The 16,919-nt window shown below is 72.9% G+C and carries 16 protein-coding genes; 4 read left to right on the top strand and 12 right to left on the bottom strand.

What is annotated here, in order from left to right:
* Positions 1-127: 127 nt before the first annotated feature.
* The 6 genes from HZS56_RS22570 to HZS56_RS22545 all read right to left on the bottom strand — a co-directional run bounded on the left by HZS56_RS22570 (position 128) and on the right by HZS56_RS22545 (position 6,740).
* On the bottom strand, positions 128-1,447 hold the full coding sequence (locus tag HZS56_RS22570; protein WP_374201196.1) for an ABC transporter substrate-binding protein: 1,320 nt from the start codon (positions 1,445-1,447) through the stop codon (positions 128-130).
* Positions 1,444-2,634 (bottom strand): branched-chain amino acid ABC transporter permease, encoded by a 1,191-nt coding sequence (locus tag HZS56_RS22565; protein ID WP_216722590.1) that lies wholly within the window; start codon positions 2,632-2,634, stop codon positions 1,444-1,446. Before HZS56_RS22565 ends, HZS56_RS22570 begins: the two co-directional genes overlap by 4 nt.
* Positions 2,627-3,526, bottom strand: a complete 900-nt coding sequence (locus HZS56_RS22560; RefSeq protein ID WP_216722589.1) for a branched-chain amino acid ABC transporter permease — start codon at positions 3,524-3,526, stop codon at positions 2,627-2,629. The genes HZS56_RS22565 and HZS56_RS22560 overlap by 8 nt, the downstream gene beginning before the upstream one ends.
* Positions 3,523-4,362 (bottom strand): ABC transporter ATP-binding protein, encoded by an 840-nt coding sequence (locus HZS56_RS22555; RefSeq protein ID WP_216722588.1) that lies wholly within the window; start codon positions 4,360-4,362, stop codon positions 3,523-3,525. Before HZS56_RS22555 ends, HZS56_RS22560 begins: the two co-directional genes overlap by 4 nt.
* Positions 4,359-5,150 (bottom strand): ABC transporter ATP-binding protein, encoded by a 792-nt coding sequence (locus tag HZS56_RS22550; protein ID WP_216722587.1) that lies wholly within the window; start codon positions 5,148-5,150, stop codon positions 4,359-4,361. Before HZS56_RS22550 ends, HZS56_RS22555 begins: the two co-directional genes overlap by 4 nt.
* A gap of 246 nt (positions 5,151-5,396) precedes the next feature.
* Positions 5,397-6,740, bottom strand: coding sequence for a PucR family transcriptional regulator (locus tag HZS56_RS22545; protein WP_216722586.1), 1,344 nt, complete (start codon positions 6,738-6,740; stop codon positions 5,397-5,399).
* Between the two features lie 387 nt (positions 6,741-7,127).
* On the opposite strand from HZS56_RS22545, the gene HZS56_RS22540 reads away from it, so the two are divergent.
* The gene (locus HZS56_RS22540; protein ID WP_216722585.1) at positions 7,128-8,015 is read left to right on the top strand and encodes a Gfo/Idh/MocA family protein; all 888 of its coding nucleotides are present in this window, start codon (positions 7,128-7,130) and stop codon (positions 8,013-8,015) included.
* Positions 8,016-8,096: 81 nt separating this feature from the next.
* Here the strand turns inward: HZS56_RS22540 and HZS56_RS22535 are convergent, their stop codons facing one another.
* The 3 genes from HZS56_RS22535 to HZS56_RS22525 form a co-directional block, all read right to left on the bottom strand.
* Positions 8,097-8,741 (bottom strand): DinB family protein, encoded by a 645-nt coding sequence (locus HZS56_RS22535; protein WP_216722584.1) that lies wholly within the window; start codon positions 8,739-8,741, stop codon positions 8,097-8,099.
* Positions 8,742-8,774: 33 nt separating this feature from the next.
* Positions 8,775-9,332, bottom strand: coding sequence for a peptidoglycan-binding domain-containing protein (locus HZS56_RS22530; protein ID WP_308408134.1), 558 nt, complete (start codon positions 9,330-9,332; stop codon positions 8,775-8,777).
* A gap of 217 nt (positions 9,333-9,549) precedes the next feature.
* Entirely contained in the window at positions 9,550-9,864 is a 315-nt protein-coding gene (locus HZS56_RS22525) for a hypothetical protein (protein WP_216722583.1), read from the bottom strand.
* Positions 9,865-10,123: 259 nt separating this feature from the next.
* On the opposite strand from HZS56_RS22525, the gene HZS56_RS22520 reads away from it, so the two are divergent.
* From HZS56_RS22520 to HZS56_RS22510, 3 genes are all read left to right on the top strand, one after another.
* A complete protein-coding gene (locus HZS56_RS22520) occupies positions 10,124-11,125 on the top strand; it encodes an AraC-like ligand-binding domain-containing protein (RefSeq protein ID WP_216722582.1) in 1,002 nt (333 codons plus the stop codon).
* Positions 11,126-11,688: 563 nt separating this feature from the next.
* A complete protein-coding gene (locus HZS56_RS22515; RefSeq protein ID WP_216722581.1) occupies positions 11,689-12,897 on the top strand; it encodes a glycoside hydrolase family 64 protein in 1,209 nt (402 codons plus the stop codon).
* Between the two features lie 74 nt (positions 12,898-12,971).
* Positions 12,972-14,081, top strand: coding sequence for a PP2C family protein-serine/threonine phosphatase (locus HZS56_RS22510; RefSeq protein WP_308408133.1), 1,110 nt, complete (start codon positions 12,972-12,974; stop codon positions 14,079-14,081).
* Between the two features lie 49 nt (positions 14,082-14,130).
* Here HZS56_RS22510 and HZS56_RS22505 read toward each other — a convergent pair whose 3' ends face one another.
* The 3 genes from HZS56_RS22505 to HZS56_RS22495 form a co-directional block, all read right to left on the bottom strand.
* Positions 14,131-14,364, bottom strand: a complete 234-nt coding sequence (locus HZS56_RS22505; RefSeq protein WP_216722580.1) for a hypothetical protein — start codon at positions 14,362-14,364, stop codon at positions 14,131-14,133.
* Between the two features lie 103 nt (positions 14,365-14,467).
* On the bottom strand, positions 14,468-14,953 hold the full coding sequence (locus HZS56_RS22500; protein ID WP_216722579.1) for a DUF5709 domain-containing protein: 486 nt from the start codon (positions 14,951-14,953) through the stop codon (positions 14,468-14,470).
* 95 nt (positions 14,954-15,048) lie between these two features.
* Positions 15,049-16,536, bottom strand: a complete 1,488-nt coding sequence (locus HZS56_RS22495) for a hypothetical protein (RefSeq protein WP_216722578.1) — start codon at positions 16,534-16,536, stop codon at positions 15,049-15,051.
* Positions 16,537-16,919 lie beyond the last annotated feature (383 nt).

Genomic DNA, 16,919 nt, shown 5'->3' with positions numbered 1-16,919 from the left:
CAACTGCACTGGCATGACAGACAGTACATCCTAAGGACCCACTGGTCAGCAGAACCAGGGGGGGTGGATCAAGTGACCGTCAAACCGGTTGCCGGACAGTGGAGTTGACGGCCAGTCGATCATCCGGTCAGCCGCGGGCGGCCAGATAGGCGTCCACCCCCGGCGCCTTGTGGGCGTCCTCCACGCCGACCAGGCCGCCGACCGCCTCGGCGTCGGGTTTCAGCACGTAGGTGGACCGGCTGGCCGGCGCGGTCACGAGGGTGAAGTCCTGCGGGGTGCCGAGACCCGTGTCGGCGTTCTTCTGCGAGCGGTGCGCCTCGACCACGTCGGCGCGGGCGAGACTGCCGTCCTCGCAGGCCTTCTTCAGGTCGGCTCCCATCAACCGGGCGGCGTTGTAGCCGGAGAGCACTCCGGAGTCGACGGGTTCTCCGGGGTACTTCTCGTTGTAGTCGGCGACCATCTTCTTGACGCCCGGCAGGTCGGAACTGACCGCGGGCGCGGCACTGACCACGTGGACCATGGCGATCAACGCGGCTGCCGCGGGTGTCTTCAGCAGCTGCGGTGCGTAGCCGGGGGCGCTGGTGACGATCGGCGCCTTCAGGCCGCGGGCGGCGGCCACGCCGGCGAGCGACGCGGTCTGGGCGGGGCCCGCGCTGATCAGAACGGCCTTCGCTCCGGCCTTGCTCAGCGCGGAGACCTGCGCGGTCAGGTCGGTGTCGGTGGCCTTGATCTTCTGCCCCAGCACCTTGGCCCCGGCCTGCTCGGCGGCCCACTCCGAGCCCTCCAGCGCGTTGGCGCCGTAGTCCCCCTCGAAGTACACGTGACCGATCGTGTCGCCCTCGGCGATCTTCCCAGTGCGGGTCAGGAAGTCCACGGCGGCGATCATGTCGAGGTCGTAGGTGGTGCCAAGGACCTGTACCGGGTCCATGCCGAGCAGGGAGGCGGCCCAGGCCTGCGGGAAGGTCAGCATGTGGTCCCGCTCGATGTCGTCGAGCAGGGCGGCGACCACCGGCGACCCGATGACCTGGGGCAGCGCGACGACGTCCGGGGCGATGTCGGCGTACGCGGTGACCGCCTTCTGTACGTCGTAGCCGTGGTCCTTGACGACGATCTCGACGTCGCGCCCGCAGACGCCGCCCGCGGCGTTGGTCTCGTCCGCCCACATCTGCTGGGCCTGCACGATGCTCTTGCCGAGGGTGGCATAGGGCCCGGTGAGGTCGGTCAGGGCGCCCAGTCTGACGGTCCCGTCGCTGACTCCGGGACCGGACTTGACGCCGTCGGCGGCGTCGTCGGTGCTCCCGCCGTCCGCCTTGGAGCTGCAGGCGGCGCCCGCGAGCAGCACGGCGGCCAGCGCCGCGGCCAGCGCGGCGGTCCGGACGGAACGGGCGGACCGGGCGGAAGGGGTGGAACGCCGGGTGGTGCGGGGACTTGGGTGCGTGACGTTCACGGGGTGTGCTCCTTGGCTCGTGCGGAGGGATCGGAGTCGTCGGAGTCGTCGGAGGCGCCGGAAGCGCCGGAAGCGCCGGACTCTTCGGAACTTTCGGAATCGGACGCGGCGCCGGGCGGGCCCGTGACGGGCGGTCTGCGGCGCAGGCGGGCCCGGGCCCGGCCGGCCAGTCCGCTCAGTCCGTCGGGGGCGCGGAGCAGGATCACCACGATCGCGGCGCCGTAGAGGTAGCGGGATGCCTCGGTCGGGCCGATGGCGCCGTCACCCGAACCCGGCGTCGCCACCAGGGGCAACTGGTCGGCGTAGCGCGTCATCAGCAGCGGCAGCGCGGTGACGAAGACGGCGCCGGCACTGGCGCCGGCCACCGATCCGAGGCCGCCGATGACGATCATGGCGAGGTAGTCGACGGAGAGGGCGAGGGAGAAGTAGTCGGGCACGACGCGGCGGAAGGAGAGCGCGAGCAGCACACCGGCGAGGCCCGCGTACATCGAGGAGACGACGAACGCCGCCGAGCGGTACCGGGCGACGTGCACGCCCATCACGGAGGCCGCGGTCTCGCTGTCGCGCAGCGCCGCCAGGGCCCGCCCGGGGCGTCCGCGCAGCAGACCCCGCGCGGTGAAACAGGTGAGCGCGAACAGCGCCAGGCCCAGGTACCAGAGCCGTTCCTCGGCGCCGAACGGCACGCCCAGGACGGTCAGTCGGGGGCCGGAGTCGGCGAAGGCGAAACCGCCCGCCTCCAGCGGCGGCACCGAGCGTCCGTTGAAGCCTCCGGTGACGGAGTCCGCGGTGAGCAGCACGTGGTGGCCGAGGAAGACGAGGGCGAGGGTCGCCACGCCGAGGTAGATGCCCTTCACGCGTCCGGCGACGGGACTGAAGAGACCGCCCGCGGCCCCGGCGAGCAGGACCGCGAGGACCGCTGCGACGGCGGGCGGCAGGCCGGGGCCGGGTTCGCCGGCCAGCCACACGTAGCCGTAGGCGCCGGTGGCGAGGAAGAAGGCGTGCCCGAGGGAGAGTTGTCCCGCGGTGCCGCTGAGCAGGCCGAGGCCGACGGCGCCGATGGCCGCGGCCATGGAGAACAGGCCGATGCGCAGCCAGAATGCGTCCAGGTAGAAGGGCAGGGCGCACAGCAGGAGGGCGGACAGCAGGAGGCTGCCGCGGCGGCGGACGAGGGACCTGAGGTCAGACACGGGCCGCTCCCCTCGCCGCGAAGAGCCCGGCGGGGCGCACCAGGAGGACCAGCACCATCACGGCGTACGGCGCGACGTCGCCGAAGCCCTCGCCGAGGACGTGCAGGTCGGACTGGTACCCGGCGACGAAGGCCTCGGTGAGGCCGATGAGCAGACTGCCCACCAGGGCGCCGACGGGGGACGCCATGCCGCCGAGGATGGCGGCCGGGAAGGCCTTGAGGGCGATCTGGCCGGTGGTGCGCTCCAGTCCCGGCGCCGGGAACGCGACCAGGAAGACCGCGGCGAGCGCGGCGAGGCCGCCTGCCAGGCACCAGGCGGCGGTGCGTACCCGGGTCAGCCGTACGCCCATCAGGGCGGCGGCCTCGGCGTCCTCGGCGGCCGCCCGCAGCGACAGGCCCCAGGCGGTGAACCGGAACAGCGCGAAGGCGCCGCCGATGGCCGCGGCGGAGACCAGGATCGCGGCGAGCCGGCTGTCGGCGACGGTCACGGGGCCCAGGTCCGACACGGCGTCGCCCCACGGGTCGCCGAGTGGCAGCAGGTCGCCGCCGACACGGCGGGCGAGGTCGGTGACCAGGACGATGTCGATGCCGATGGTGACGATGGTCTGCACATGGGCGGCGTGCGGGTCGTGGCCCCCGACCCGCTGCAGCACCAGCCGGTCGAGGAGCCCGGCGACGGCGCCCGTCGCGAGGACCGCGAGGGCCAGCGCTCCGGCGAAGCCGAGGTCGTCGTGGAGGACGGCGACGAGGTAGCCGCCGAGCAGCAGCAGGGAGCCGTGGGCGAAGTTCAGTACGCCCGACGCCTTGAAGATGGTGACGAAGCCGAGGGCGATCAGCGCGTAGACCGCGCCGAGGGCGAGACCGTTCAGAAGGTTGTCGAGGAAGCCGCTCACGTCGCGTCCTCCTTCGTCACGGCGGTGGTGGCGGTGGCGGTTCCCGTACCGGTGCCGAGGTAGGCGCGCAGCACCTCGGGGTCGCGCCGGACCTCGTCGGGGGTGCCGTGGGCGACGACGCGGCCGAAGTCGAGGACGGTGACCTCGTCGGCGAGGCGCATGACCAGGCCCATGTCGTGCTCGACCAGCACGACGGACAGGCCGAGTCGGGCGCGGACGTCCCGGACGACCTCGGCCGTGCGGGCTCGTTCGGCGGCGTTCATGCCGGCCACGGGTTCGTCGAGCAGCAGGACACGGGGCTCCAGACAGAGGGCGCGGGCGAGTTCGACGCGTTTGCGGTCGCCGTAGGGCAGCAGGGTTACGGGCGTGTCGAAGTGGTTGCCCAGTCCCGTGAGTTCGGCGATCTCGCGGGCCCTGGCGAGGTGTGCGCGCTGTTCCCGTACGGCACTCGGCAGGCGCAGGGCGGTGGCGGTGAACCCGGCCCGGGACAGGGCGTGCCGGCCGAGCATGAGGTTGTCGGCGACGGTGCCACCGGTGGTGACGATGTTCTGGAAGGTGCGGGCCACGCCGAGCGTGGCGATCCGGTGCGGGGCGAGCCGGGTCAGCCGGGCGGCACCGAGCCGCACGGTGCCGGCGGTGGGCCGGTACAGGCCCGACAGGACGTTGAAACAGGTGGACTTGCCGGCGCCGTTGGGGCCGATGACGGCGTGCACGGTGCCGGGGGCGACGGTGAAGGAGACGTCGTCGAGGGCGAGGAGTCCGGCGAAGCGCACACTCACGCCCCGGACTTCGAGCGCGGGCGGCGCGGCGGCGGGGGCGGGGGCGGGGGCGCTCACGCGGCACCCCTCGCGTCGGCGTCGTCGGCGGTCTCCCCCAGGTAGAGGCGCCGTACGGCGTCCGTCCGCGCCAGTTCGGCGGCGTCGCCGGAGAGGCGGAGCTCACCGACCTCGAGGACGTGGGCGTGTTCGGCGAGGGAGAGCGCCATGCCGGCGTTCTGTTCGACGAGCAGTACGGCGGTGCCCTGGGCGTTGATCTCGCGGACGACCCCGGCGATGCGGTCCACCATCATCGGGGCGAGGCCGAGGGAGGGTTCGTCCAGCAGGAGCAGGCGGGGCGCGGCCATCAGGGCGCGGCCGATGGCCAGCATCTGCTGCTCGCCGCCGGACAGCAGGCCGGCCGGCTGGCGGGTGCGCTCGGCCAGCCTCGGGAAGAGGGTGAGGACCCGCTCCCGGGCCTCGTGCGCCCGGTCCGGGGTCCGGCGGTGCGGGCCGAGCGCGCCGGCCCGCAGGTTCTCGTCGACGGTGAGACCGGCGAACACCCGCCTGCCTTCGGGTACCTGGACGACTCCGGCGCGTACAGCGGCGACCGGGTCCCGGCCGTCGAGGACCGTGTCGCCGTAGCGGACGCTGCCGGCCGTGATCGCTCCCCGGTGCAGGCGCAGGGTGCCCGAGACGGCTCGCAGCAGGGTCGTCTTGCCGGCGCCGTTGGCACCGAGCAGTGCGACGACGGCGCCGGACGGGACGCTCAGGGACACGGAGCGGAGGGCGGACAGCGCACGCCCGTACGTCACGTCGAGGCTCTCGACGTGCAGTGCGGGCGCGCCGTCCGGTGGCACTGCGGGCATCGCGGCTCCTTGGGACCGGCCGGAAGGGCACGGTGACGGGTGAGGGGGAGCTCACGACAGCACGGGCGGGAGCGGCCGTACAGGGCGTCGGGGCCGGGTCGCTGCGGCGTCCCAGTCCGGGGGCGACGAGTCTGTGCGGATGCCCAGCGGTGGACGGTCCGAGGGGCTGGGGCTTCGGTGGTTCGGGCGGAGCGGGGACCCGGCGTGGTGTGGGGAACCGGCGTGGTGTGGGGAACCGGGAGGAGGTCAGTCGCGCAGGACGCGGCGGGTGGTCAAGGAGAGGCTGATCTCGACGACGTCGGCCGGGCGGGACAGGGAACGGCCGGTGAGCTGCTCGCAGCGGCGGAGGCGGTTGAGGACGGTGTTGCGGTGGCAGTAGAGGCGTTCACCCGCCCGCTGGGCGGATCCGTCGCAGTCGAGCCACGTCGTCAGGGTGTCCAGCAGGACCTCGCGGTCGGCGGGCTCCAGGCGGAGCAGCGGGCCGAGGACGCGGTCCGCGAGGGCCCGGCCGAGCCCCGGGCTGGAGACGACCAGGGCGGCGGGGAGCTGGTCGGCCAGCCGCACCGTGCCGCCGGCCTCGGGGCAGATCTCCAGGGCGGTGTCCGCGAGCCTGCGCGCGTCGCCGACGGCGGCCAGCCCGTCGACCGGGCTGCCGACGCCGATCCGGAGGCCGGGGAGGGAGGCGCGCGGTTCGGACACCGGATCGTTCGGGTCCGGCAGGCCGCCGTCGGCGGTGACGAGGACGATGCCGTAGTCGACGTCGGGACCGGCGTGCCAGTGGACGCGGCTGCCGGAGGGCACCGCGGCGGCGCGGCCTGCGGCGGGCCGGCCGACGGCAGGGCGACCCGCGTCGGGACGCCCCGCGGAAGGGCGGCCCTCTGCGGGGTGGCCGGGAGGCCCTCCGGCGACGGCGACCACCATGTACCGGCCCTGCTCCGGCAGGTCCAGCGCCCGGGCGGCCTCGGGCAGGTCGGCGATGCGGCCGGTGCCGTCGAGCAGGCCCGCCGCCAGTACCCGGGCCCGGTTCTCCCGGCGGCGTCCGATCCGCCACTCGGTCTGGCGGTAGGCGTCCGCGACGAGCGTGCAGTGCTCGTCGACGAAGTTCCACACGTCGGCCGCCACGTGCACGAGCAGGCGTACGTCCTCGGGGGCGGCCCTGGCGGTCTCCTCGACCAGCCGCTGCCACACCAGGGAACCGCCGAGACGGAAGGCGTGCAGCAGCGCGTCCAGCGGGAGGCCCTGCTCGGCGCGGACGGCACCGATCCGCCACGAACAGCGCAGGGCGGCTTCCCGCGCACCACGCGGGTCCAGCAGCGAGGTCACGCTGTGCCGCAGCGAGCGGTGGGCCTCCTGCCAGGTCGCGGAGGGGTCCTTCGTGAGGGCCTGGCGGTACGCCGGTTCCTGCTCGTCCAACAGGGCGACCAGCCGGTCGGTGAGGTCGGGCAGGTCGTCGAGCAGGCAGCGGGCCGCCCGGTGGAGTACGCGCAGGGCGTCCGCGTCGATCAACGACGTGACGCCGGGTGTCCGCGGCCGCGGCACGGGCGTCAGCCCGGTGCGGATCGCTGCTCGTGACCGTACGGCGTGCTGCATCGCGGTCCTCCCCGGGGCAGGGCTTGCGGAGGCGCCCCGCGGCGGACCGTCCCGCCCGCGCCGGGCCTGCCCCCTGACTCGTCCTGCCCCGAAGGATGGCATACCGTCCGGTCGGTCCCCAGGGTCGTGCACCGGTCTTTTCGACACCCCGCCGGGCCGGTTTCGCCGCGCCGGCATGCAGAAGGGTACGGGCGCAGAGACGGAGACCGGCACGACGGAGAGCCGCGGGCACGAGGGAGGGCGCCGGCACCGCGCCGTCCGGCGTCGCGGTCTTGCCGTGCCACCCCCTCGGTGTGGCACGCTCGGCGTCGCCCCGCCGGCATCTCGCCGCCGGGGCGGGGACGTCGGCCGGTCCCGCCGGGTCCGGCACCGTGGAGAGGCGGCGGCATGCGTATCGGACTGCTCGGCACCGGCCCCTGGGCGGACATGGCACACGCCCCGGCCCTGGCCGGTCACGACGGGCTGGACTTCGTCGGGGTGTGGGGTCGCCGCCCCGAGGCCGCGAAGGCACTGGCGGAGCGGCACGGCACACGCGCCTACGACGACGCCGACGCCCTGCTCGCCGACGTGGAGGCCGTCGCCGTCGCGCTGCCGCCCGGCGTACAGGCGGAGTGGGCGGTGCGGGCCGCGCGGGCCGGCTGCCACCTGCTGCTCGACAAACCGCTGGCGACGACCGTGGCGCAGGGGCGTGCGGTCCTCGAGGCGACGCGGGCGGCGGGCGTGGCCTCCGTGGTCTTCTTCACCGCACGCTTCCAGCCGGAGACCGAGGCGTGGATCGCCGAACAGGCCGCGGGGGACGGCTGGTTCACCGCTCGGGCACAGTGGCTCGGGTCCGTGTTCGGCGGCGACGGCAGCCCGTTCGCCGACTCACCGTGGCGGCGCGAGAAGGGCGCCCTGTGGGACGTGGGGCCGCACGCCCTGTCCGTCCTCCTGCCCGTCCTGGGCGACGCCCTGCGGGTGACGGCGGCTGCCCCGGGCCCCGGGGACACCGTCCACCTGGCACTCGACCACGCCGGCGGAGCGTCCAGCACGCTCACGCTCAGCCTCACGGCACCGCCCGCCGCGGCGGGTACGGCGGTGGAACTGCGGGGCCGGTCGGGGGTAACGCTCCTCCCGGACGCGGCACAGGGCGCGGTGCCCGCGCTGCAACGGGCCGCGGACGCACTGCTGGCCGCAGCGGGCGGCGGGCGTCCGCACCCGTGCGACGCCGCGTTCGGCCTGCGCATCACCGAGATCCTCGCCGAGGCCGAGCACATCCTGCCGGAGCGCCCCTGAGCGCGACGGTCGAGCGCGAACGACGGCAGTAACAAGGAGACCGGCTTCCGGAGTTCACCAGGAACAAGGCGCATCGACAGATCAGCGCTCACGGCCGCCGGCACCATTCCGCTCGGACATCCAGCCACGTGGAACAGCCTTCTGTGCCCTGACTGATGCGGCCGATCTGGCGGCCTGCTCGATCTTCGCGCAGTAGGCGGTGCGGGCGTCCTCGTCGATCCGCATTTCGTGTTCGGGGCGCATCCCGGTTCGGCCGTCGACGCCTTCGCGCAGGATGTCGGCGTGCCCGGCATGCCGGTTGGTCTCGCCGAGGACGTGGACCAGGATGGCGAACAGGTTCGTGTCGGCATACGGCTCCGGCCACCAGGGCACGCGGCCGGGCGCATCGAGGGCAAGCTCGTCGATCGTCGCGTCCGAGTGTTCCCACGTGCGCCGGTAGAACTCGATGATCTGATCGCGTGTTTCGTCCGCAGCCGCCCACAGATCGCTGCCGTCGTGGTCCTGCCACCGGGGCAGCGGTTGCGGGGACGGCCGGTCGAAGACCTCGCCGAAGTACCTGGCCTCGACGCCGGCCACGTGCTTGACCAGGCCGAGGAGGTTGGTCCCGGTCACTGTCAAAGGCCGGCGGGCGTCGTACTCGGACAGGCCGTCGAGTTTCCACAGCAGCGCCATGCGGTCCCGCCGCAGTCTTCCGTGCAGGCTGTCCTTCGCGAATTCATCGATCATGCGGCATGAGCGTGCCACGGGCTGCTCGTGGCCTCAAGATCCCGCACATGGACCACAACGACCGGCAGAACCGAAGCGCGGAAGCCGTCCGCGCCGCAGGTGTCCGCTCTGGCACAGGCGCCACCAGGCAACCGCCCGACGCAGCCACTGCAAACGGCGGTCCGCCGACGAACGTGCCGGGCAAACCAGGAAACCGCAGTGAAGCACTACTAGCCGGGCCCCTTTATGGGCGGAGTAGGTGCGTAGCGCGTCCCAGGTCTTGGGTCCGACGATGCCGTCGACGCCTCCGGCCACGCCGAAGTCGTCCTGGAACTGCTCGACGGCCCTTTCGGTGTAGTGGCCGAAGTCGCCATCGACCCCGGTCGGGCCGAGGTAGTAGTCCCAGTCCGTCAGCAGGCACTGGGCCTCGCGCACGGTGTCGCCCTTGGAACCGCGGGCGATGGTGGGCGGGGTCCTGCGGTCGTCGTATCCGCAGTAGTGGACGGCCTCGGCCGACGACGGGGAGCTCACCGCCTTCTCGGCTGCCGACGCCGCTCCCGTTCCTGCCGCGGCCGCACCTCCCAGCAGGGCCGAGACGAGCGCGGTGGCCACGACGAGATGACAAGTCCCCGAACTCGTCCTGACTGTGCGTGACACGTGTTTCCCCCTTATGGAGTCATGGATGAAGCCGCCAGTCGACCAAGGTGCCGGCATGGAGGTCTGCCGTAAGCCTTCGCCGTAGACCCGCGTCATGGTCGGCCCGCACTCCTTGCCGTGCGCGGGCCGGACCCACGCACGGCAAGGCAAGGCCACCACTTCGGCGGGGTTCTCAACCGTTCCAGGCGATTCCGCGAATATCGCGAGGCGTAGCCAGACGTGAGTTGAGAGAAGTGCAGTAGGCGTACGAAGTGGTGCCGGAAGCCGCGAGCGCGCCTTGGGCAGTGCGTCCGTTCGCGCACTTCGCCGCAGCCACGAAGGCTCCGCCCGTACAACTGACGCCCGCTGTGTTCCCGTCGTCGAACACCACGCGGCACGACAGCGCGGTCGCATCCTGGGGAGCCGCCGACACGCTCGACGCGGAGGTCGCCAGGCCGGCCCCTGCCAGGGCCACGGTGGCGAACGCACTGGCCAGTACTCGTTTCATTGGAGCGCCTTTCGATGCATGGTTGCTGGACTTGTAGTGAGCACGGCCTGGTGTCGGAAGTCGCGCGGGTCCCGCGTCGTCTTCCGTGGAGCTCAGCGACACGTACTCAGGGCGATCGCAAGCCGTGCTCACCAGGTCTCGCGACGTTCTTCGTCCAGGCTGCCCGTCGTACTGGCTGCTGTCGTGAGCGGTCCGTGCACTGTTGTTGGCGCATTGTGCACTCCCGCGACGGACGGCGCGCGAGAGACGCTTAGCCCCGATGGGGACTCTCCTGGAAGACGTGTTCGACAGTGCTCAGTTGCCCGTCGGCGACCGGGCTGAGGCTTGGGCGGAACTCACGGCCCGCGCGCTGATCACCACGAGGATCAAGTTCCTGAACCCCGCCGAGTGCCGGGCGGGGCTGCAGGCCATGCCTCTGGGGGCCCCGCACATGTCCGTGATGTCATACACCCCGCTGTTCTCACAGCGGACACCGAAATTGATCCGGCAGTCGGACCCCGAGCACTACCAGATGGCCTTGATCCGCCGCGGCCACCAAGGCATCGAACAGAACCGCACCCGCACGCTCCTCGGCCCCGGGCAACTGGTCTTCTACGACAGCTCACGCCCCTTCGATGCCGTGACATACACCGATCAGGCCGACCCCGAGGCGATCGTCCTGCAGTTCCCGAAGTGGATGCTGCCCCTGCCGGAGCAGAAGGTCACGCGCCTCCTGGCGGAGCCGTTGTCGGGTACACAGGGCGTCGGACGTCTCTACGCGCAGTTCCTGAACTCCCTGATCGAGGAACATCTCCAATGCACTCCGCGTGATGCCGCACGACTGGGGCACACCGCGGTCGATCTGGCGACCGCCGTGCTGGGACACCACCTCGACGACGAGATGACTCTGCCGGTCCAGTCGCCGCAGCGCGTGCTGTTCCTGCGCATCACCGCGTTCATCAACCAGCATCTGCCCGCCCCCGAACTTCGGCCCGCCACCATCGCCGCAGCCCACCAGATCTCCCTGCGCTATCTGCACCGGATCTTCCAGCTCCACGGCACCTCGGTGAATGCCTACATCAAACGCCAGCGCCTGGACCGATGCCGACGCGACCTGGCCGACCCAGAGCTGCATCACCTGACCATCGAGGCCATCGCCGCCCGATGGGGCTTCCCCCGCCTCACCGACTTCAGCCGCGCCTTCCGCGCAGCGGTGGGAGTGCCGCCCAGCCAGTACCGCACCACCATCCTGTCGGCCCACACCCCGCTTCGGGAGCCGTGACGTAAACAGGACCGACGCCCACTTCAGCGAGTTCCGACCACGCCCGACGGCGCATGCCTAGCAGTACGTCGAGCAGGACGGTGTTGAAGACACCGAGTGCTGCGACAACATCCGGGAGCGGCGCCGCGCCTGGACATGCTCAAGTCGACCAGCATGACGCCGCGTCAAGTCGTGGTGACGACCGTGTCATCCGTCGTGGCTCTCGCTTCGGCGAGTACCTCCGCCAAACCGTCCCCGCCCTCATGCTGCTGATCGGGGCGTACGGTCCGGTGCCGGCTGTCCGGCCGACGCACCTGGCACGGTGTGCGGGCCGGTCAGCGTGGCCGTTGAGGTGAGACCGCGCGGCTCGGATTAAGCACGCCTTAAACACCGGTTAAGCGTGCCCCGGCCAGTGCCCGTGACCCCAAGTCCCAGCTGGTACAACGGGTTTGGCGGTGGTTGGTGGCGGTTGGCCGGGGCACCCCCGCTGCGTACGATCGCCGCACGGCGTGAGAGCGCTCTCAGGGTCCCCTCCCGAGTTCTGCTCTGCCCTGTCATGCCCCGATCATTTGGAGACTCCCCACATGACCCCTCGTCACCAGCGCCCGCTCGGCCGCCGCAAGCTGCTCGTCGCCCTCGGCGGCATGGTGGTGGCCGCTCCGGTCGCCGCCGTCGTCGCCCCGCACGCGCTCGCGGGCGTCGGTTCGGACGACTCCGGCTCCGGGACCAAGGCTGCCGGTGCCTTGCCGCTGACGATCGTCAACAACACCGGTTCCTTCGGCAACGCGGACGTCCACGTCTACATCGTGGGCAACCAGGACGGCACACAGGTGCGGGTCACCCCCGACGGCACCGTCGCCCCGGTGGCCCTCTCCGACAACGGAGCCGACGGTTTCACCGACTACGCCATCAGCCTCGCGGGCAGCGGCGACACCAAGCTGAACCTGCCGTACCTCTCCGGCCGGATCTACGTGTCCCTCGGCGAGAAGCTGAAGTTCAAGGTCGTCGCGGACGGCGCGGGCAACGCGGCGCTGCAGTACCCGGCGGGCTGGGTCGAGTCGGACCCCAACTACGGGGTGCTGCACGACTGCGCGGAGTTCACGTACAACTCCTCCGGCATGTTCTGCAACACCACCATGGTCGACATGTTCAGCGTGCCGCTGGGCATCCGCCTGACCGGCTCCGAGGACCAGACGACCGGCACCATCCGTGCGGGCGGCCGGGCCGCCGTCTTCGACGCGCTGCGCAAGGTCGAGGAGTTCGCCCCGCTGGTCGTGGACGACACCCGGGTGATCGCGCCCGGGCACGGCCTGGACGCGGGGCTGTTCCCCAAGGACTACCTGGCGCCGTACATCGACGAGGTGTGGAGCACCTACACCGGCAAGGATCTCAGGATCACCACCAACGCCGGCACCTTCACCGGCCGGGTGCGCGGCGACCGGCTGACCTTCGACGGGCCCGCCCAGGTCTCCTTCGCCAAGCCGTCCACCCGGGACGTGCTGTTCTGCGACGGCAACCTCGCCGCGCCCAACGACGGCACGACCGGCCCCGTCGCCGCGGTCCTCGGCGCGGGCTTCAACCGCTCCACGCTGGTCTCCAGCGCCGAGCAGCCCACGACCGACCCGGCGTCCTTCTATGGGACCGACCTGACCAACCACTACGCGAAGGCCGTGCACGCGGCCACCGAGGACGGCAGGGCGTACGGCTTCGCCTTCGACGACGTGGCCGACTTCGCGTCCTACATCCAGGACACGGCGCCCACCGGGTTCCGGCTGACGCTCGGCGCGTTCTAGATCGCGTGTGCGTGTTCCGCCCCGCGCGACCGGTTCGGCGTGCGGGGCGCGGGGCGGCGTAGGAGCGTGGACGTGTGCGCAAGGTGTCCGGCTCGCTGCTGCATCTGGGCGAGGACCGGCGGAGCTGGCTGACGGGGGCTCCGCCGCCCCGCTGGGTACGGGTGCTGCCTGTGGCGCTCACCGCGGCGATCCTCGTGGCCACGCTCGTCAGCGACGACCGGCTCGACATCGGCTTCCTGCTGGGCGCCATCCCGCCACTGGCCGTCCTGTCCTACGGCCCCCTGGCCACGGCCGTGCTGTGCGGTGCCGTGGTCGCGCTGCTGACCGTCCCGGTCTTCGGGCTGGACCGGCCGGGCGACGCCGACCTGCTGACGCTGATCTTCGTCGCCGTGCTCAGCGTCTTCGTGTCCTTCGTGCGCAGCCGTCGCGACGCCCAGCTCGGGCTGGAGCGGACGGTCGCCGAGGCGGCGCAGCGGGCGGTCGTGCCCCCGCTGCCCGAGCGGGTCGGGGCGGTGCGCTGCGCCGGGCTGTACCGGGCGGCACAGCGCGGGACCCTGGTCGGCGGCGACTTCTTCGACGTGCGGGACGGTCCCTACGGCGTACGGGTCGTCATGGGGGACGTGCAGGGGCACGGTCTGTCGGCGGTGTCGACGGTGGCCTCGCTGCTGGGGGCGTTCCGGGAGGCGGTCCTCGACCTGCCGGACCTCGCGTCGGTGGCGGGGCGGCTGGACCGCAGGCTCCTGGTGGACTCGGCCGACGCCCGGCATGCCGAGCTGTTCGCGACAGCGGCGCTGCTGGAGTTCTCCGCAGGCGCCCGTGAGGTACGTGTAGTCGTCTGCGGCAACCCGCCGCCCCTGCTGCTGCGGGCGGGCAGGGCGGCCGAGGTGGAGGTCGCGCCGTGGACGCCGCTGGGCCTCGGGCTGGCGGACACCGGTGCGATCGAGGCGTGCACGGTGGAGCTGCGCCCCGGCAACCGGCTCTTCCTGGCGTCCGACGGGGTGGTCGAGGCCAGGGACGCCGACGGCGCGTTCTATCCGCTGGCGGAGCGGCTGGCCGCCTTCGCGCAGGAGGAGACCGGCGGGCTCCCGGCACGGGTCTGGGCGGATCTCGTACGGTTCTGCCCGGACGTGCAGGACGACGTCACGATGCTCGTCCTGCGTCCCGTGCCCCCGGCGGGGCGTTGACGTTCCTGCGCACGTGCCGTCCGGGAGTCCACCCGTTCACCCCCAGCGGTCAGGGCAGCAATTTGTCCAGGGCCGCGGGGCCGTCCTCGGCCAGTCTGCGCCTGGCCCATGCGAGGTTGTCGGGGGTGACGTCCCGGCCGGCCGCCAGGACCAGGTCCTCGGGGGACACGTCCGTGCCGGTACGGGCATGGAGCAGGTCGTCCGGGGTGGCGCGGTCGTCCCCCGCGCGGGCGTCGGACGACCCGTCGGACGGGAGGGGGGCGTCGGGCTGTGACGTCGACATGATCAGTGCTCCTCGGATCCGGTTCGCTGCCTCGGTGCCGTGTGCCGTGCTGCCGTGCTGCGGGGTGCCGACCGCCGGTCCTCGGCCGCCGGTCGTCCCGGTGTCACCCGTTCCGGGGGTCCGGCAGTTCCGTCTCGTCCTCCACGACGTGCACGGCGGCCTCCTCGGCACCGGCGGCTCCGCCGTCGATGCCGACGTCCTCCGCGACGGTCTCCTTGGTCGTGTCGGTGTGCGCTCCCTCGTCGGGGGCGACCAGCCGGCCGGCGCGGTCGGTGCCCGCCTCCGGGTCGACGGGTTCGCCCTCGCCGTCGGGCTCGTCGCCGACACCGTCGCCGTCGGGTGCCGTGACGTCGGGGTTCTCCTCGGCGAGGCGTTCGTCCAGGGTCTCGCCCTCGTGCTGCTCGGCGGCCGTGGTGCCGTGCTTGTCCACGCCGAGGGGCTTCTCCGGCGGGGAGTAGCCCTCGTCGAGGGTGTCGTCGTAGGTCCGCTCGTCGACGGCGTCCTGGAGGTCGAGGGGCGCGGCGTCCTCCTGCTCCTCGTTGGTACCGGTGGGCTGGTAGGCGTCGTCGGCCATCGGGTCCGTGCCCATCGCTGCCTCCCTCTCGCGCTCGCGTCGGCTCTCTCGTCCCCCTGTCCGGTTCGCGTTTCCAGATACGTGATCTCTAACCCGCGGGTGCGGCATCTCTATCCCGCGGGTGCGACGCGGATCTCCAGGTCGGTGATGCGGTACGGCCGCCAGTCGCGGGCGAAGCCCGGCGGGGTGCCGTCCGGCCCGGTGATGTCGGCGACCGGGACGCGGCGGGCGGTGGACACGATCTGGGCAGCGGTGGTGTTCGCGTTGTTGCCGCCCGTCGCCCCGGAGGAGCAGCCGGCGTAGTAGCCGATCGGGATGGACTCGTGCCCGGTGACCAGGCAGGGCGGGCGGACGCCGAGCCGGTGCAGTTCGGTGGCGACGCGGGTCCAGTCCCGGCGGTCGTCGACGGTGCGGCCGGCGGTGGCCGCCAGGACGGTGAACTGGACCGCCAGGTGCCCGGCCAGCACGAGCGCGATCAGCGTCGCGACGGCCGGTCGCCGGCGGCCGCGTACCGCCCCGACCAGGCGGAAGAGGTGACACAGGGCGACGGCGACCGGGACGGCGAGCAGGGCGTAGACGGGCTGCAGGAAGCGGGGCGCGGCATAGCCGATCATGAAGAGGTAGGGCACCGCGGCCGTCACGGCGCACGCGAAGGGGACCGCCGCACAGGCGGCCCGCCGGGCCCGGACCGCGACGACCACTCCGAGGCTCGCGGCGACGGGCAGGACGAGCCACCAGAGAGTGACCACCGGGTGCGGCATCGCCCCGGTGCACGGGCGGCACAGCCCCCGTCCGCCCAGGCTGCGCATCTGGTCGTCGACGGCGAGGTTCCAGCCGAGGCCGCCCTGGATCTCGGAGGCGCGGGCAAGGCGCTCGCCGAGGCCGCCGTACCAGGCGTGGGCCTCGATCACCCACTCGGCTCCCCCGGCCGCCAGCCCTCCCGCGAGGGCGACCAGCAGCGGCCAGTGGCGGCGTACGGGGGCGAGGACGAGCAGGGGCAGGGCCACCCAGACCGCGTCGGTGGGCCGCATCAGCGCCATCAGCGCGGCCCCCGCCGCCACGCCCCACAGCGCCCGCCGGCCGGGGCGCGTCCGCAGGGCGCGCAGGAAGCAGCCCACGCAGATCAGGGCGCCGATCGCGACCCAGTAGTTGGGCATGGCCTGCGGACCGTAGAAGAGGGTCACCCACAGGGTGGCGAAGAAGCCTCCGGCGGTGGCCAGGACCCGGACGGGCAGCAGGCCCTGCCAGGCGCGCAGCGCGAGATACAGGCCGAGTCCCGACAGTACGGCGAGGTAGAGGCGCAGCAGTTCGGTGGAGGCCGACCAGGAGGCGACGGGCGCCACCAGCAGGGAGACGCCGCGGGCGCGCGGTGCGCTGAAGAAGGCGGCGGGGTGGTGGGTGGTGACCTGGCTGACGTACACCGTCTCGTCCCAGCCGAGGCCCATCGAGAGTGGTACGAGGAGGAGTTGGGCGAGGACGAAGGCGGCGGCCACCGCCGCGAGCGGACCGGTGGCGCGCAGGCGGCCCGTGCTGCCGGACGTCGCCGTCGGTTCGTTCCGCCGGCCGCCGACGAGCAGGGCGTCCGCGCCGTCGGCCATCGTGCAACCCCTCACCCCGCTCCGCGCGGGCCGCTCGGTCCTCGGCTCCTGCCGCCCGTGGCCGGAGCCCGGGATCCGGGTTCCGAGGCCCGGGCCAGGCGCGGGAGCCGGAGGGCCGGGGAGGCGGCGGGCCGGAGAGGTCGGCAAGTCGGAGAGCCGGAGAGTCAAGAGTCGGAAACAAGGTCACGTTAACCCGCGCCCCACCGGCGCGCGCTCGGGAAGGCGCCGGCCGGGCGGATGTGCACCGCCCGGCCGGATCAGTGGGCGTTGGGGCGGCGGTGCGGGGGCTGTTCGGGGGTCGGCCGGGGCAGGGGCGCGGGGGCGGCGAGGGTGGCCCGGCCGGCCCCGGTGATGTGCACCTCGCTCCCGGGGTGGCGGGTGGG

The sequence above is a fragment of the Streptomyces mayonensis genome (assembly GCF_018982965.1).
GTDB lineage: Bacteria > Actinomycetota > Actinomycetes > Streptomycetales > Streptomycetaceae > Streptomyces > Streptomyces mayonensis.
Note: the sequence above shows the minus strand (reverse complement) of the source record. Positions and strands in the feature narration are given on the sequence as shown.